A 15,596-nucleotide genomic window follows, 5' to 3' on the forward strand; every position below is an offset into this window, starting at 1 on the left:
CGGGGAACTGCGCGACCGGCCACGACGGCGGGTCAGCCGAAACGAGCTCCGCAGGATTTCGGGAAGGGGCGGGTCAGGGGAAGATCACCAGCGCCCCTCGCCCACCACGACCGGCTCACCCACCACCCGACTCGCCAACTCCGCCGCCAAGGCGGGAACTTGGGTGCGCAGCTCTGCCTCGGCCGCGGCACGCTCGGCAGCGATCTCGGCGCGACCCGACGCAAGCAGCTCCGCACGCTCGCGCTGCGCCCCCTCACGGGCCGCAACGACGAGCGCGGCACCCTCCTCGGCCGCACCCTGCCGGACCCGCGCCGCCTCATGCCGCGCCTCGGCGAGCAACCGCTCGCACTTCTCGCGGACGACGCGGGCCTCGTCATGCAGCTCGCCGGTGAGGCTCTCGTCAAGCCTGGCCTCACGCTCCGCCAGGACGTTGGCCATCCGCGGCACGAGCACACGACGGAAGAGCAGGAAGACCGCACCGAACACGACGGCGGCGGCCACCAGGTCCTCGACGCGCAGGTTCAACGGGCCCAGGTTCAGTTCCTCCGGAAGCAGATACATGCGGACGATCTACCCCGAGACGAGCCGGTCGAACACACATCCGCCGGTGACGGCGGACACATCGACAGCCACCTCCGGACCTCCAACCAGGCCTGGATCCGGCCCAGTTGAGGCATACGGTCCCGCCGATGAGCCACGACAGCACATCGGCGCCCGCGTTCCTCCGCCTTGTCCCGAGCCCACCCCCGGACAGGACGGAAAGAGGTCGGAGAGAGGTCGGAGAGATTCCGTCACCCCGGGGCTACCTGTAGGTAACTTCACCTGGTTGGATGTGGCGCGAACCCGCACCCCCCACTGACCACGGGAGTCCCCCATGCCCCGCATACCGGCCCGCCGCGCCTGCGGCGCCGCCCTCGCGCTCGCTCTCGCGGGTGGCGCGCTCGCCGCCCAGCCGGCCGCCGCGTCCCCCGTCGAGCAGAGCTCCGCGCAGAACCTCAAGGTCCTCACGTACAACGCCTTCCTGTTCAGCAAGGCGCTGTACCCGAACTGGGGCCAGGACCACCGGGCCGCCGAGATCGTCAAGGCGCCGTTCTTCCAGGGCCAGGACGTGGTCGTGCTGCAGGAGGCCTTCGACAACTCCTCGTCGGACGCGCTGATGCAGCAGGCCGCTGCCGCCTATCCGCATCAGACTCCGGTCGTGGGCCGCAGCAAGGACGGCTGGGACGCCACCGGCGGCCGCTACTCGGCGACCACGCCCGAGGACGGCGGCGTGACGGTGCTCAGCAAATGGCCGGTGCTGCGCAAGGAGCAGTACGTCTTCGCCGACGCCTGCGGCGCGGACTGGTACTCCAACAAGGGCTTCGCCTATGTGGTGCTGAATGTGAACGGGCAGAAGGTCCATGTGGTCGGCACCCATGCGCAGTCGACCGACCCGGGCTGCGGCGAGGGCGAGGCGGCGCGGATGCGCAGCGCCCAGTTCAAGGAGATCGACGCGTTCCTCGACGCGAAGAACATCCCCGCGTCCGAACAGGTCCTGGTCGCGGGCGACCTCAACGTCGACTCGCACGGCGCTGAGTACGCCTCGATGCTGCGCGACGCGGGCGTGGACGGCGCCGAGTCCCGGACCGGGCACAAGTTCTCCTTCGACACGGAGGAGAACTCCATCGCCAAGGACCGCTACCCGGACGACCCGAGCGAGGACCTCGACTACGTCCTGCACCGCAGCGGCCACGCCCGCCCGGAGGGCTGGAGCAACGACGTCGTCAAGGAGCAGAGCGCGCCCTGGACGGTGTCGAGCTGGGGCAAGGAGTACACGTACACGAACCTCTCGGACCACTACCCGGTGACCGCGACCGGGAAGTAGGCCCGCCTACGACGGTGACCCCGCCCCGAGGCGTGCTCGGGACGGGGCCACCAGGGCGTCAGCAGGTGCTACTTGATGCCCAGCTCGTCGTACGACTTGTCGAGCTCGTTCTGCGCGACCTTCTTCCGGACCGCGAACCAGCCGGCGACCATGGCCGCGGCGATGAACGGGATCAGGTACAGGGTGCGGCGGCCGATCTCCGGGTCCTGCCACATCAGGACCAGCACGGAGAGCAGGAAGACGATCGTGACGATCTCCGTGACCGGGCTGCCGGGAAGCCGGAACTTCGGCCGCTCCACCAGACCCTGCTTGGCCCGGCGGACGAATGCCAGGTGGCAGACCATGATCGTGACCCAGGTCGCGATGATGCCGATCGAGGCGACGTTGAGGACGATCTCGAAGGCCTTCTCCGGCATCAGGAAGTTCAGGCCGACGCCCGCCACGCACACCGCGGAGGTGAGCAGGATGCCGCCGTACGGCACCTTGGAGGCGTTCATCTTCGCCGTGAACTTGGGCGCCGAGCCGGCCATCGCCATGGAGCGCAGGATGCGGCCGGTGGAGTAGAGGCCGGAGTTGAGCGACGACATCGCGGCCGTGAGGACGACGAGGTTCATCACGTCGCCCGCCGCCGGCACACCGATCTTGGAGAGCACGGTGACGAAGGGGCTCTCGTCGCCCGAGTACATCGAGCCGGGCAGCAGCAGCGCGAGCAGCACGACCGAGCCGACGTAGAACAGGCCGACGCGCCACATGATCGAGTTCACCGCGCGCGGGACGATCTTCTGCGGCTCGGCGGTCTCGCCCGCCGCGACACCGACGAGCTCCAGGGACGCGTACGCGAACACGACGCCCTGCATCACGATGACGACCGGCATGACTCCGACGGGGAACCAGCCGCCGTTCTCGGTGATCACATGCAGGCCGGGGGTCTCGCCGCCGACCGGCTGCTGCGTGACGAGCAGGAAGATGCCGATGAGCATGAACGCGACGAGTGCCGCGACCTTGATGATGGAGAACCAGAACTCCAGCTCGCCGAAGATCTTCACCGAGATCAGGTTCACGACCAGCACGATCGCGAGCGCGATCAGGGCGAGCACCCACTGCGGGATATCGGTGAAGAAGCTCCAGTAGTGCGTGTAGAGCGCGATCGCCGTGATGTCGGCGATGCCGGTGGTCGACCAGTTGAGGAAGTACGCCCAGCCGGCGACGAAGGCGCCCTTCTCGCCGAGGAACTCGCGTGCGTACGACACGAAGGAACCGGAGGAGGGCCGGTAGACGACCAGCTCTCCGAGTGCGCGGACGACGAAGAAGGCGAAGACACCACACACGAGGTACGCGAGCGCGAGGCCCGGTCCCGCCGAGTTGAGGCGTCCTCCGGCGCCGAGGAAGAGCCCGGTACCGATCGCGCCACCGATGGCGATCATGTTGATGTGGCGCGCCTTGAGGTCCTTGCTGTAACCGGCGTCGCCCGCATCCGCGGGCGTCTGGGCGGCATCTGTGCGGGATGCGGCCGAGGCCGTCGTGACGGCGTCCTTGCTCACGGGTGGATCTGCTCTCTCGAGGGGATGTGCTGCGGTCCGTACCCCCACCTGACCTCGACACGAGACCACCTCGACACGAACCAACGGCATACCCTCACCCAGAGCCACCGGATTATGCGGTGGCGTAGATCACATCGCGTTTTATCTCACATGCTGGTCAGGGTCTTGCGCCCGGATCGTCCGGGCCCGTACTGCCTGGGAACGGCGGCCGGTCGCGAGCCTGCCCGCCACTTTCACAACGGTGGTGAGACAGCAATACTGTTCCATCGGACGGACGCACGACCCGGAGATGGAGCGCAGCCATGACGACCGAAGCGGACCCCTCCGCCCAGGAAAGCCCGGCAGGCGACGCCCCGGGGGCGCCGACGCTCACGGTCGACGAGCTGGCCGCGCGCGCCGGAGTCACCGTGCGCACCATCCGCTTCTACAGCACCCGCGGGCTGCTGCCCCCGCCGGACATAGGACCGCGCCGCGTGGGGCGGTACGGCCCCGATCATCTGTCGCGGCTCGCCCTGATCGAGGAGCTCCAGCACCACGGCCTGACCCTCGCCGCGATCGAGCGGTACCTGGAGCAGCTGCCGCCCGACATGAGCGAGCACGACCTCGCGATCCACCGCGCCCTGGTCGCGAGCTGGATCCCCGACAGCGCCGCGGAGATGAGCCGCGAGCAGCTGGAGCGCCGCGCCGGGCGCGCCCTCGACGAGGCGGACGTGGACCGGCTCGCCGCGATGGACGTCCTGGAGCGCACGGACGACGCGGACACCTTCCGCATCGACCCGGGCATGCTCCACCTCGGCCTGCGCCTGCTCGACGTGCCGATCGGGCTCGACTCGATCCTGGCCGCGCGCGGGGTGATGCTGCAGCACTCCCGCGAGGCCGCGAAGGAGCTGACGCGGCTGTTCCAGGACGAGGTGTGGGGCCCGTACAGCGAGCGGGAGCGGGACCCCGAGGCGGTAGCCGCGATGAAGTCCCTCTCCGCACACATGCAGCCGATGGTGGTGCAGGCCCTGGTGACGGCGTTCCAGCGCACCCTCAAGGAGGAGCTGCGAGCGCGCTACTCGGGCAGGTCCACGACAGGGTGAACTGCGCGGCCGACACGCGGCGCACCCTCAAGGAGGAGCTGCGAGCGCGCTACTCGGGCAGGTCCACGGCAGGGTGAACTGCGCGACCGACACGCGGAGCACCCTCAAGGAGGAGCTGCGCGAGCGGTACGCGGGCGGGTGAGGCCGGGGCCAGGCCCGGGGGCGGGGCCGGGGTGCTGACCGGGGCCCCGGGGCTCAGCCGGGGAGCTTCACGTGGGCGGCCGAGGCGGTCGGACCCTGCTCCAGCTCGGCCTGGTTCATGCGCTCGACGAGCATCTTGCTGAGTTCGATCAGGGCGGTCGGGCCCGGCTTGCCGTCGTCGACGATGTCGGCGCGGCTGTTGGTGCGGATGACGCCGACGTACTTGGCCTGGCGGACCAGGAGTGTCCGCTCGCCCATCTTGTCGCCCTCGACCGAGGTCGTCGCGGAGTGCTGCTCACCGAAGCGGCCGTCCGGCATGGCGAGGGACCCCTTGGCCTCGGCGCCCAGCTCCTTCTTCCAGGCGTCGTATCCGCCCTGCGCGCTGACGGGAGTGCGGTACTCCCACACCTCGAAGTTGGCGTAATCGCCGCCGTCGTCGAACATCTCCGTGCCGAACTCGGCGATCGCGCCCGTGACGACGCCCTCGCAGCGCTTCTCGCTCGTGGGGCACTGCAGGGTGCCCTTCATCCCCTGGAGGTCGCCGTAGTGCTCGTTCTTGCGGGGCTTCTTCAGCGGCTCGGGCATGAGGGCGGGGATGATCGGCACCACGATCGCGGCGGGTGCCAGGTGCCGGTCGGCCTCCGGCGCGGACGAACTGGCGCTCTGCTCCGGCTGCTTCGGCTCGTCCCCGCCGCCGCGCGTGGCTGAACCCCCGCACGCCGAGAGCGCCATGGACAGTCCTACGACCGTGATCGCGAGCGGCTTCAACCTCATCGCGGATCCTCCCCCGTTGTTCCGTTCACTGTTCTGTTCCGCAAGGCCCTTGCGGGTACCGAGCTGTTCTACCAGGCCGACGGCCGCGCCCGGAGCTCGGGGCTCCGGGCGCGGCCGTCGACGAGGCGGCTCGCTCAGCCGTCGCTGAACTTCTCGCCCTGCTCCGCCTTGCGCACGAGCAGCGCCGGCGGCTCGAAGCGGTCGCCGTAGCGCTCGGCCAGTTCGCGGGCGCGGGCCACGAATCCGGGCAAGCCGCCCTCGTAGCCGTTGATGTACTGCAGCACGCCGCCGGTCCAGCCCGGGAAGCCGATGCCGAAGATCGAGCCGATGTTGGCGTCCGCGACCGAGGTCAGGACGCCCTCCTCCAACAGCCGTACGGTGTCGAGGGATTCGGAGAACAGCATCCGCTCCTGCATGTCGTGGAACGGGATCTCGTACCCGGTCTTGGTGGTGAAGTGCTCGCGCAGGCCCGGCCAGAGCTTCGTCCGCTTGCCGTTCTCGTCGTACTCGTAGAAGCCGGCGCCGCCGCTGCGGCCGGGGCGCTCGAACTCGTCGACCATGCGGTCGATGACGGCCTCGGCCGGGTGCTCGGGATAGGTGCCGCCCTCGTCCTCGATGGCCTTGCGGGTCTCGTTGCGGATCTTGCGGGGCAGGGTGAGGGTCAGCTCGTCCATGAGGGAGAGGACCTTCGCCGGGTAGCCCGCCTGGGCCGCGGCCTGCTCGACGGAGGCGGGCTCGACGCCCTCGCCGACCATCGCCACGCCCTCGTTGATGAAGTGGCCGATGACGCGGGAGGTGAAGAAGCCGCGCGAGTCGTTCACCACGATCGGGGTCTTCTTGATCTGCCGGACCAGGTCGAAGGCGCGGGCCAGCGCCTCGTCACCGGTGCGCTCGCCCTTGATGATCTCGACGAGCGGCATCTTGTCTACGGGCGAGAAGAAGTGCAGGCCGATGAAGTCGGCCTGGCGCTCGACGCCTTCGGCGAGGACGGTGATCGGCAGGGTGGAGGTGTTGGAGCAGAGCAGCGCGTCCGGCTCGACGACGCTCTCGATCTCCTGGAACACCTTGTGCTTGAGCGCCGGGTCCTCGAAGACCGCCTCGATCACCGCGTCACAGCCCGCGAGGTCCTGCGGGTCGGCGGTCGGGGTGATCCGGGCGAGCAGCGCGTCCGCCTTCTCCTGCGTCGTACGGCCGCGGCTCACCGCCTTCTCGCAGAGCTTGGCGGAGTAGTTCTTGCCCTGGTCGGCGGAGTCCTGCGAGACGTCCTTCAGGACGACGTCGATGCCCGCGAGCGCGCAGGAGTACGCGATACCGGCGCCCATCATGCCCGCGCCGAGCACGGCGACCCTGCGGACCGGCTTCGGCTCGATGCCCTTGGGGCGGTTGGCGCCGGAGTTGACGGCCTGGAGGTCGAAGAAGAACGCCTGGATCATGTTCTTCGAGACCTGGCCCGCGGCCAGCTCGGTGAAGTAGCGGGCCTCGATGGTCTGCGCGGTGTCGAAGTCGACCTGCGAGCCCTCGACGGCCGCCGCGAGGATGTTGCGCTGCGCCGGGTAGTCGGCGCCGCCGGTCTGCTTCTTCAGGTTGGCCGGGAACGCGGGCAGGTTCGCCGCGAACTTCGGGTTGGCCGGGGTGCCGCCCGGGATCTTGTAGCCGGGCTTGTCCCAGGGCTGGGCGGACTCCGGGTTGGCGTCGATGAAGGCGCGGGCCTTGGCGGTCAACTCATCGCGATCGGCGGCGAGTTCATGGATCAGGCCGTTGTCGAGGGCGCGCTTCGGGTTGTACTGGTTGCCCTGGAGCAGCACCTTCAGGAGCGCGTCGGCGATGCCGAGGAGGCGTACGGTGCGGACGACGCCGCCGCCTCCGGGGAGCAGGCCGAGCGTGGCCTCGGGCAGGCCGATCTTCGTGCCGGAGCTGTCGAGGGCGACGCGGTGGTGGCAGGCCAGCGCGATCTCGTAACCGCCGCCCAGGGCCGCGCCGTTGATGGCGGCGACGACGGGCTTGCCGAGGGTCTCGATCCTGCGCAGGTCACGCTTGATGCCCTGGCCGGCCTCGAAGGCGAGGTGGGCGGTCTCGGGGGTGACGGCGATCAGGTCCCGCAGGTCGCCACCGGCGAAGAAGGTCTTCTTGGCCGAGGTGAAGATGATGCCGCGGATGTTCTCCTGCTCGGCCTCGAGGCGGTCGGCCGTCGCCGCGAGGGAGTCCTTGAACGCCTGGTTCATGGTGTTCGCGGACTGGTTGGGGTCGTCCAGGACGAGCGTGACGATGCCGGTGTCGTCCTGCTCCCAGCGGATGGTGTTGTTCTGGGTCATGGTGCGGTCTCCGTATGGTCTGTTGCGGCTACTGGGGAGGGTGGCTGGGGTCTCGTGGCCGACTGCCGGTCGGTGGGGGCTGGTCGCGCAGTTCCCCGCGCCCCTGAAAGCTGGGGCTTCGCCCCGCTTTTCCGAGGAGATGCCGCACGAAGTGCGCATCTCAGGGGCGCGGGGAACTGCGCGAGCAACCACGACGCACCCGCACTCGGCGACGAACCAGGGACCCCTACGCGCTAGATCCGCTCGACGATCGTCGCGATCCCCATACCGCCACCCACGCACAACGTGGCCAACCCGTACCGCAGATCCCGCCGCTCCAGCTCGTCCACCAACGTGCCCAGAATCATCGCGCCCGTCGCGCCCAGCGGATGCCCGAGAGCGATCGCGCCACCGTTGACGTTGACCTTCTCCAGGTCGAGCCCCATGTCCTTGACGAAGCGCAGCACCACCGCCGCGAAGGCCTCGTTGATCTCGACCAGGTCGATGTCGTCGATCGTCAGGCCGGCCTTCGCGAGGGCCTTGCGGGTCGCGGGCGCCGGACCCGTCAGCATGATCGTCGGCTCGGAGCCGGAGACGGCCGCGGAGACGATCCGCGCGCGGGGCGCGAGCCCGTACCGCTCCCCCACCTCGCGCGTGCCGATCGCGACCAGGGACGCGCCGTCGACGATGCCGGAGGAGTTGCCCGCGTGGTGGACGTGGTCGATCTGCTCCACCCAGTGGTACTTCTGCAGCGCCACCGCGTCGAAGCCGCCGAGGTCGCCGATGTCCTTGAAGGACGGCTTCAGCTTGGCGAGGGAGTCGGCGGTGGTGCCGGGGCGCGGGAAATCGTCCACGTCGAGGACGGTCAGGCCGTTGCGGTCCTTGACCGGGACGACGGAGCGCTCGAAGCGGCCGTCCTTGATGGCCTCGGCGGCCCGCTCCTGGGACAGCGCCGCGTACTCGTCGACGTCGCGCCGCGAGAAGCCCTCGATCGTGGCGATCAGGTCGGCGCCGATGCCCTGCGGGACGAAGCCGGTCTCGAAGTTGGTCATCGGGTCGGCGAACCAGGCGCCGCCGTCCGAGGCCATCGGCACCCGCGACATCGACTCGACGCCGCCCGCGAGGACCAGGTCCTCCCAGCCCGAACGGACCTTCATCGCGGCCAGGTTGACGGCCTCCAGGCCCGAGGCACAGAAGCGGTTCTCCTGGACACCGGCCACCGTGTCGGGCAGCCCGGCCGCGATGGCGGCGATGCGGGCGATGTCGGAGCCCTGGTCGCCTACGGGGCCGACGACACCGAGCACGATGTCGTCGATGGCCGCCGGGTCCAGGTCCGGGAACCGCTCCCGGATCTCGTGGATCAGGCCGACCACCAGGTCGATGGGCTTGGTGCCGTGCAGGGCCCCGTTGGCCTTGCCGCGACCGCGCGGGGTGCGGATCGCGTCGTACACGTACGCTTCGGTGCTCAAGGTCTCAAGCCTTTCGTCGTGCGGGAGGTGAGGGTGGCTCTGCGAAGAACGGGGGCTAGGTCCTGTCTTCAATCTCCCGTCGTCGCCCGCAAGGCAGACGGGAGATTGAAGACAGGGCCTAGGGCAGCAGCGAACGGCCGATGATCTCCTTCATGATCTCGGTCGTGCCGCCGTAGATGGTCTGGATGCGGCCGTCGGTGAAGGCCTTCGCGACGCGGTACTCGGTCATGTAGCCGTAGCCGCCGTGGAGTTGGAGGCAGCGGTCGGCGACGCGCTTCTGCAGCTCGGTGGCCCACCACTTGGCCATGGACGCGTGCACGGCGTCCAGCTCGCCCTTGTCGTGGTCCTCGATGCAGCGGTCCAGGAACGTCCGCGTGACCGCGCACTCGGTGGCCATCTCGGCTATCTCGAAGCGGATGTGCTGGAACTTGGCGATGGAGCGGCCGAAGGCCTCGCGCTCCTTCACGTACTGCATGGTGATGTCCAGGACGTGCTCGGCGGCGGCGATCGCGGCTACGGCGATGCCCATGCGCTCCTGCGCGAGGTTGGTCATCAGGTGGATGAACGCGCCGTTCAGCTCGCCGAGCAGGTTCTCCTTGGGGACGCGGACGTCGTTGAAGAACAACTCGGCGGTGTCCTGGGACTTCTGGCCGATCTTGTCGAGGTTGCGGCCCCGCTCGAAGCCCTCCGTGCCGCGCTCGACGACGAGCAGCGACAGTCCGTGCGCCCCGCCCTCAGGGGTGGTTTTCGCGACGACGATCACCAGGTCGGCGAGGATGCCGTTGGAGATGAACGTCTTGGAGCCGTTGAGCAGCCAGTGGTCGCCCTGGTCCTCGGCGGTGGTGCGGATGCCCTGGAGGTCGGAGCCCGCGCCGGGTTCCGTCATGGCGATGGCGGTGATCAGCGAGCCGTCGCAGAACCCCGGCAGCCAGCGCCGCTTCTGCTCGTCGGTGGCGAGCGAGGTCAGATACGGGCCGATGATGTCGTTGTGCAGCCCGACGGCGAGCCCTGCGGCTCCCGCGCGGGTGAACTCCTCGGCCAGCACGGCGGAGTAGCGGAAGTCCTCGTTCCCGCCGCCGCCGAACTCCTCGGGCACGGCGAGGCCGAGCAGCCCCTGCCGCCCTGCGGCGAGCCACGCCTCGCGGGAGACGATGCCGTCCTTCTCCCACTGCTCGTAGTGCGGGGTGACCTCCTTGGCGAGGAAGGTGCGCACGGTCTCGCGGAACGCCTCGTGGTCGGCGTCGTACAGCTTGCGCTGCATGCCCGAGGGCGTCTGTGGCGTCATGCTGGGGGCCTCCTGGAGGCGGCTTCGGCGGTTGGTGGGTACGGGCGCTGCTCAGTCGGTGCCGGTGGCCAGGCCCGGCACGTCCCAGTCGCGGGCCACCTCCGCGGTGTCCGCTCCGGGCTGTGCGGGGCCGCGGTGGACGCCGCCCGGGGTGGCGGAGAAGCGGGGCGCGGGCGCCGGCTGGGTGATGCCGCTGTGCTCGACGAAGGTGGCGCGGGCGGCGAGATGCGGATGGGCGGGCGCCTCGCGCAGCGACAGGACGGGCGCCACACAGGCGTCGGAGCCCTCGAAGACCGCCGTCCACTCCTCGCGCGTACGGGTCTTGAACGCGGCGGCGATCAGGTCCTTCAGCTCGCCCCAGGCGCCGATGTCCTTACGGGCCGGTGCCTGATCGGCGATGCCGAGGAGCCGCACGAACTCGTCGTAGAACTGCTGCTCCAGGGCGCCGACGGCCATGTAACCGCCGTCCGCCGTCTCGTAGTTGCCGTAGAACGGGCAGCCGCCGTCGAGGAGGTTGGCGCCGCGGCGGTCCTGCCAGCCGCCGGCCGCCAGCATGCCGTGGATCATCGCGGCGAGGTGTGCGGCGCCGTCCACGATCGCGGCGTCCACGACCTGGCCCTCGCCGCCGGCACGCGCGTGCTGCAGCGCGGCGAGCACACCCACCACGAGGTAGAGCGAGCCGCCCGCGTAGTCCCCGACGAGGTTGGCCGGGATCGCGGGGGCCTCGTCCGGGCGGCCGATCAGACCGAGGGTGCCGGTGATCGCGATGTACCCGATGTCGTGTCCCGCGCGCTGGGCGAGCGGGCCCTCCTGGCCCCAGCCGGTCATCCGTCCGTACACGAGCCGGGGGTTGCGGGCCCGGCACTCCTCGGGGCCGACGCCGAGGCGCTCGGCCACGCCCGGCCGGTACCCCTCGATCAGGATGTCGGCCCGCTCCACCAGGTCGAGCACCTGGGCGGGGCCCTCGGGCGACTTGAGGTCGACGAGGACCGAGCGTTTGTTGCGGTTGGTGATGTCGTACTCGGGGTTGATCGCGAGTCCGGCGCCGCCGGGGCGGTCCACCCGGACCACGTCCGCACCGAGGTCGGCCAGGAGCATCGCCGCGAACGGGCCCGGCCCGATACCGGCGAGCTCGACCACGCGGACCCCGCTCAGCGGACCGCTCTGACCCTGTGCCGTCCCTGCCATCGAGCCCCCAACCACTGTGACACCACTGATGTAACACCAGTGATGCTAAGAACAGGCTTCACTCCGCACAAGGGTTGGCGAGCAAGCGCTTAGAAAATCGACACCTCTCCGCCCGGCGGCCGCCCTTCGGACCGCTCAGACACGGGCGTCCAGCTCCGCGATCCACTTCTTCGTGGCGACCGTGCGGTAGCTCTCCTCCACCCAGTCGCAGAGCAGCTCGGCATTCGGCGCTCCCTGCTCCTCCAGGGGGACAAGCACCCAGCCCGCCTTCCCCAGTCCGTACCCCGCCGGCTCCGCTCCCGGGCACGTCAGGGCATGCGCATGCGCGTCCTCGTCCGTCAGCTTCACCGTGATGCCCAGCGGCCAACTGCCGTCCTCCACGCCGAGGAAGACGAAGACCTTGCGGTTGACCTTCGCCACCGACTCGCCCCACGGGAACTCCTCGACGGCTCCGGGCAGCTCAAGGGCGAAGGACCGCACGCGCTGCCACTTCCGCCGGACGGCCTGCGGTGCCTTACGCGGCGGATTCTTCGGTTCGACCATGCCTGGCTCCGGGGTGCTCGAACGACCACTTCACGCCCACGCTAGCCTCGGCCACCGACAACGGCGCGGGCACGACCGAGGGGTGTCATGAGCACAGGCAACGAGCAGGACGACAGGACCGCAGCGCCCGGCGAGCACCACGCGGACCGCGCGGAGCGCCCGTACGACATCGTGCTGTTCGGCGCGACGGGGTTCGTGGGCGTACTGATAGCCGAGTACCTCGCGACGCACGGGCCCAAGGGGCTGCGCTGGGCGCTCGCCGGGCGCAGCACCGCCAAGCTGGAGCGGCTGCGCGAGCGGCTCGCCGGGATCGACGCGGACCTCGCCGAGCTGCCGCTGCTGCGGGCCGACGCCGACGACCCGGCCTCACTCCGCGAAATCGTGCGCCACGCGCGCGTGGTGGCCACCACGGTCGGGCCGTACATCATGTACGGGCAGGAGCTCGTCGCGGCCTGCGCCGACGCGGGCACCGACTATGTGGACCTCACGGGCGAGCCGGAGTTCATCGACCTCACCTATGTGCGGCACGACGCACGCGCGCGGGAGACCGGGGCGCGCCTCGTGCACGCCTGCGGCTTCGACTCCGTACCGCACGATCTGGGCGCCCTTTTCACCGTGCAGCAGCTGCCCGAGGGGGTACCGCTGCGGGTGGACGGGTTCGTGCGCACCAACGCCACGTTCTCCGGCGGAACGCTGGCCTCCGCGCTCACCGCGTTCTCCCGTGGACGGCAGATGGCGGCGGCCGCGCGCGACCGGCGCCGGCACGAGCCGCGCCTGACCGGCCGCCGCGTGCACGCGCCCCTGAGCGCGCCCCGGTACGCGAAGGAACTCGACGCCTGGGCGCTGCCGTTGCCGACGGTCGACCCGCAGATCGTGCAGCGCTCGGCGCGCGCCCTGGAGCGGTACGGACCCGACTTCCGGTACCGGCACTACGCCGCCGTGAAGCACCTCCCGGTGGCGGTCGGCGGGGTCGCCGCGCTGGGCGCCGTGGCCGGTGCGGCCCAACTGCCCGCCGCGCGGCGCTGGTTGTCGGACCGGGTCAAGCCGGGCGAGGGGCCGAGCGAGGAGCGGCGCGCGAAGAGCTGGTTCTCGGTGCGGTTCGTGGGCGACGGCGGTGGGCGGCGCGTCTACACGGAGGTCTCCGGCGGGGATCCGGGCTACGGCGACACGGCGAAGATGTTCGCCGAGTCCGCGCTCTGCCTCGCCTTCGACGAGCTGCCCGCGACGTCGGGCCAGGTCACCACTGCCGTGGCGATGGGGGATGCGTTGCGGGAGCGGTTGCAAGGGGCGGGGATCAGGTTCCGGGTGGCTCGCGCGGGGTGAGTCCGGTTCCGGGCCTCGCACCGTCGACTCAGGCACCGTCGATCACCCTGCGGGCTCGTCCTCAATCGCCGGAGGGGCTGATGTATCAGCCCCTCCGGCGATTGAGGAGGCCCGTCTGGCAAGACTTTCGGGAAGGGGCGGGGAGGGGAAGAATCAGGCCTCAGCCTCCCGCAACACCCGCCTGCACAAGGCATCGGCGAGCCGCGTCGACTCCGGCAAGCGATACCGCGGCGCAAGCTGAAGCACGTGCGCGACCGCCGTTTCCAGCGCGACCCGGTGGCCGACCGAGACGAACACCGGCTTCACCCCGTCCCGCGTCCGCACCGCGCACCCCACCTCCTCGCCGCCCGCCGCCACGTCGACGAGCGGCGAGGTGCTGCCGCGCCGGGTGCCCGGCTCCGCGTACGTGAACGTGAACGGGTTCTTGGCGACGCCGATCGTCGGCAGGCCGGTCAGCACGCCCAGGTGGCTGGCGAGGCCGAAGCGGCGCGGGTGGGCGCGCCCGTACCCGTCGCAGACGACCAGGCCCGGCGCGGCGGTCAGGCCCTCCAACACGGCGAGGACGGCCGGGAGTTCGCGGAAGGCGAGCAGCCCCGGCACGTACGGGAAGCTGACCCGGCCCACCGCGGTCGCCTCCTCGACGACCTCCAGGCTCGCCCCGTCGAGGACGACCGCGGCCGCGACGACCACGTCCCGCTCGTCGTCGTACGCCACATCGACCCCGGTGACCGTGCCGGTGCCGGGTGCCGGTCCGGGTTCGCGCAGCTCGACGCGGGTGCGCAACTCGTCCTGGACGGCGCGTGCCTGCGCTTCGGTGGTGGGCCAGCCGGCGGGGATGCGTACGGTCGTCATGGTGCTGCGAGCGTACGCGGACCGGGTTCCTCCTGTTCGCGGGCACTGTTTCGGGCAGGCCCGAAACTCCGTCCCTCCGGCTCCAGGTGCTCCTACCATCGCGCCATGCAGACGCCGCAATCCTCACGAATCGTCAGAACCCGTCCCTTGAGCGGCAGATCGCGGCATCTCGCTGCCGCCGCCGTGCTCCTCACGACGCTCAGCGCACCCGCACTCGCCCCCGGCGTCGCGGGAGCGCAGGCCGCAGCCGAGGCCCGGCCCAACACCGACCCCGGCTTCCTCCAGGTGTACGACGCCAACGTGGAGAACCTGCCCACCTCGGACGAGCAGCCGCCCGCCGAGTGCGCGGGCGACTGGCACGACCTCATGTACTACATGCGCACGCAGGAGCTGAAGCCCGACCTCTACCTGGTGCAGCAGCTCAACAACCGGTCCCAGCTGGACCTGCTGCTGCAGCGGATGGAGGAGCACTTCGGGGAGAAGTTCGCCGGAGTGCTCGCGGAGAACGCCCCCGAGCCGACGACCGGCGGCGACTGCAACGCCTTCAAGAAGCGCCAGACCAACGCGGTGATCTGGCGCGCCGACCGGTTCTCCCTGGTCAAGTCCCAGTCGCCGGACAACCGTTGGCAGGCGCAGAACTACGTCGACGGGGCCTGTGTGAACAACGACCAGCCCCGGACGAAGGGCGTCAAGGCGCTGCTGCGGGACCGCGTCTCGGGCCGTACGGTCACGGCCGCCTCCTTCCACTGGCCGACGATGGCCCACGGCGGCGAGAAGTGCGCCGACGAGAACGCCGTGGAGCTGTCGGACGAGCTGACCGAGGACGGCTACGACAGCCACCCGCAGTACGGCGCGACGGACCTCTACATCGCGGGCGGCGACACCAACGCCCACGACCGCGAGGGCACCGGCTGGCGCAAGTGGTACGCGATGGCCAACGGCGACCTGGCCGGCAGCACCCTCGGCTTCCGCGACGCGGTGTACGCCGACTGCGAGACCACCGCGGACCCGGCCGCCTGCCGCACCGACCGCTGGACGCTGCTCACCAGGTCCCACCGCCGCGTCGACTACCTCCTCGCCCGGGGCCCCGGCGACACCCTGCCCCGTACGACGGACGCCGTGGTCCCGACGTTCGACGAGGGCGACCTGGCCGACGAGGCGCTCTCCGACGACGGGGACAACCGCGACCTGGACTACTCCGACCACCGGGCGGTGGGGGCGCGGGTCCATTACTGACGGGGGA

At 70.4% G+C, this 15,596-nt stretch carries 13 protein-coding genes; 4 read left to right on the forward strand and 9 right to left on the reverse strand.

The window, feature by feature from the left end; genetic code table 11:
- Nucleotides 1-84 precede the first annotated feature (84 nt).
- Nucleotides 85-561 carry a hypothetical protein gene (locus RCO28_RS27880; protein ID WP_308944038.1) on the reverse strand — a complete coding sequence of 159 codons (477 nt, stop codon included), beginning with the start codon at nucleotides 559-561 and terminating at the stop codon, nucleotides 85-87.
- Nucleotides 562-874: 313 nt separating this feature from the next.
- Between RCO28_RS27880 and sph the strand changes: the two genes are divergently transcribed.
- On the forward strand, nucleotides 875-1,864 hold the full coding sequence (gene sph / locus RCO28_RS27885; RefSeq protein WP_308944039.1) for a sphingomyelin phosphodiesterase: 990 nt from the start codon (nucleotides 875-877) through the stop codon (nucleotides 1,862-1,864).
- 68 nt (nucleotides 1,865-1,932) lie between these two features.
- On the opposite strand, the gene RCO28_RS27890 is transcribed toward sph, so the two are convergent.
- Nucleotides 1,933-3,405, reverse strand: coding sequence for an amino acid permease (locus tag RCO28_RS27890; protein WP_308944040.1), 1,473 nt, complete (start codon nucleotides 3,403-3,405; stop codon nucleotides 1,933-1,935).
- Between the two features lie 302 nt (nucleotides 3,406-3,707).
- Here RCO28_RS27890 and RCO28_RS27895 point away from each other — a divergent pair, with 302 nt between their 5' ends.
- The gene (locus RCO28_RS27895) at nucleotides 3,708-4,487 is read left to right on the forward strand and encodes a MerR family transcriptional regulator (protein WP_308944041.1); all 780 of its coding nucleotides are present in this window, start codon (nucleotides 3,708-3,710) and stop codon (nucleotides 4,485-4,487) included.
- A 195-nt stretch (nucleotides 4,488-4,682) separates the two neighbouring features.
- On the opposite strand, the gene RCO28_RS27900 is transcribed toward RCO28_RS27895, so the two are convergent.
- From RCO28_RS27900 to RCO28_RS27925, 6 genes are all read right to left on the reverse strand, one after another.
- Entirely contained in the window at nucleotides 4,683-5,402 is a 720-nt protein-coding gene (locus tag RCO28_RS27900; RefSeq protein ID WP_308944042.1) for a hypothetical protein, read from the reverse strand.
- Nucleotides 5,403-5,536: 134 nt separating this feature from the next.
- Nucleotides 5,537-7,714: a 3-hydroxyacyl-CoA dehydrogenase NAD-binding domain-containing protein gene (locus RCO28_RS27905; protein ID WP_308944043.1), complete on the reverse strand. Its 2,178-nt coding sequence runs from the start codon at nucleotides 7,712-7,714 to the stop codon at nucleotides 5,537-5,539.
- Between the two features lie 233 nt (nucleotides 7,715-7,947).
- Complete coding sequence (locus tag RCO28_RS27910) at nucleotides 7,948-9,162, reverse strand: acetyl-CoA C-acetyltransferase (protein ID WP_308944044.1); 1,215 nt, start codon at nucleotides 9,160-9,162, stop codon at nucleotides 7,948-7,950.
- A 118-nt stretch (nucleotides 9,163-9,280) separates the two neighbouring features.
- Complete coding sequence (locus RCO28_RS27915; protein WP_308944153.1) at nucleotides 9,281-10,423, reverse strand: acyl-CoA dehydrogenase family protein; 1,143 nt, start codon at nucleotides 10,421-10,423, stop codon at nucleotides 9,281-9,283.
- 75 nt (nucleotides 10,424-10,498) lie between these two features.
- On the reverse strand, nucleotides 10,499-11,635 hold the full coding sequence (locus RCO28_RS27920; RefSeq protein WP_308944045.1) for a CaiB/BaiF CoA-transferase family protein: 1,137 nt from the start codon (nucleotides 11,633-11,635) through the stop codon (nucleotides 10,499-10,501).
- Between the two features lie 135 nt (nucleotides 11,636-11,770).
- A complete protein-coding gene (locus tag RCO28_RS27925; protein WP_308944046.1) occupies nucleotides 11,771-12,178 on the reverse strand; it encodes an MmcQ/YjbR family DNA-binding protein in 408 nt (135 codons plus the stop codon).
- Nucleotides 12,179-12,265: 87 nt separating this feature from the next.
- Between RCO28_RS27925 and RCO28_RS27930 the strand changes: the two genes are divergently transcribed.
- Nucleotides 12,266-13,501 (forward strand): saccharopine dehydrogenase NADP-binding domain-containing protein, encoded by a 1,236-nt coding sequence (locus RCO28_RS27930; RefSeq protein WP_308944047.1) that lies wholly within the window; start codon nucleotides 12,266-12,268, stop codon nucleotides 13,499-13,501.
- A 153-nt stretch (nucleotides 13,502-13,654) separates the two neighbouring features.
- On the opposite strand, the gene RCO28_RS27935 is transcribed toward RCO28_RS27930, so the two are convergent.
- Nucleotides 13,655-14,353, reverse strand: a complete 699-nt coding sequence (locus RCO28_RS27935) for an endonuclease V (protein WP_308944048.1) — start codon at nucleotides 14,351-14,353, stop codon at nucleotides 13,655-13,657.
- Nucleotides 14,354-14,500: 147 nt separating this feature from the next.
- Here RCO28_RS27935 and RCO28_RS27940 point away from each other — a divergent pair, with 147 nt between their 5' ends.
- The gene (locus RCO28_RS27940; RefSeq protein WP_308944049.1) at nucleotides 14,501-15,589 is read left to right on the forward strand and encodes a hypothetical protein; all 1,089 of its coding nucleotides are present in this window, start codon (nucleotides 14,501-14,503) and stop codon (nucleotides 15,587-15,589) included.
- The last annotated feature ends 7 nt before the right edge of the window (nucleotides 15,590-15,596 follow it).

This window comes from Streptomyces sp. LHD-70, assembly GCF_031157275.1.
GTDB lineage: Bacteria > Actinomycetota > Actinomycetes > Streptomycetales > Streptomycetaceae > Streptomyces.

Coding starts and splice junctions, on each gene's coding strand:
- RCO28_RS27925 (WP_308944046.1), bottom strand. CDS start 12,178: ATGGTCGAACCGAAGAATCCGCCGCGTAAGGCACCGCAGGCCGTCCGG.
- RCO28_RS27900 (WP_308944042.1), bottom strand. CDS start 5,402: ATGAGGTTGAAGCCGCTCGCGATCACGGTCGTAGGACTGTCCATGGCG.
- RCO28_RS27905 (WP_308944043.1), bottom strand. CDS start 7,714: ATGACCCAGAACAACACCATCCGCTGGGAGCAGGACGACACCGGCATC.
- RCO28_RS27935 (WP_308944048.1), bottom strand. CDS start 14,353: ATGACGACCGTACGCATCCCCGCCGGCTGGCCCACCACCGAAGCGCAG.
- RCO28_RS27915 (WP_308944153.1), bottom strand. CDS start 10,423: ATGCAGCGCAAGCTGTACGACGCCGACCACGAGGCGTTCCGCGAGACC.
- RCO28_RS27920 (WP_308944045.1), bottom strand. CDS start 11,635: ATGGCAGGGACGGCACAGGGTCAGAGCGGTCCGCTGAGCGGGGTCCGC.
- RCO28_RS27930 (WP_308944047.1), top strand. CDS start 12,266: ATGAGCACAGGCAACGAGCAGGACGACAGGACCGCAGCGCCCGGCGAG.
- RCO28_RS27880 (WP_308944038.1), bottom strand. CDS start 561: ATGTATCTGCTTCCGGAGGAACTGAACCTGGGCCCGTTGAACCTGCGC.
- sph (WP_308944039.1), top strand. CDS start 875: ATGCCCCGCATACCGGCCCGCCGCGCCTGCGGCGCCGCCCTCGCGCTC.
- RCO28_RS27895 (WP_308944041.1), top strand. CDS start 3,708: ATGACGACCGAAGCGGACCCCTCCGCCCAGGAAAGCCCGGCAGGCGAC.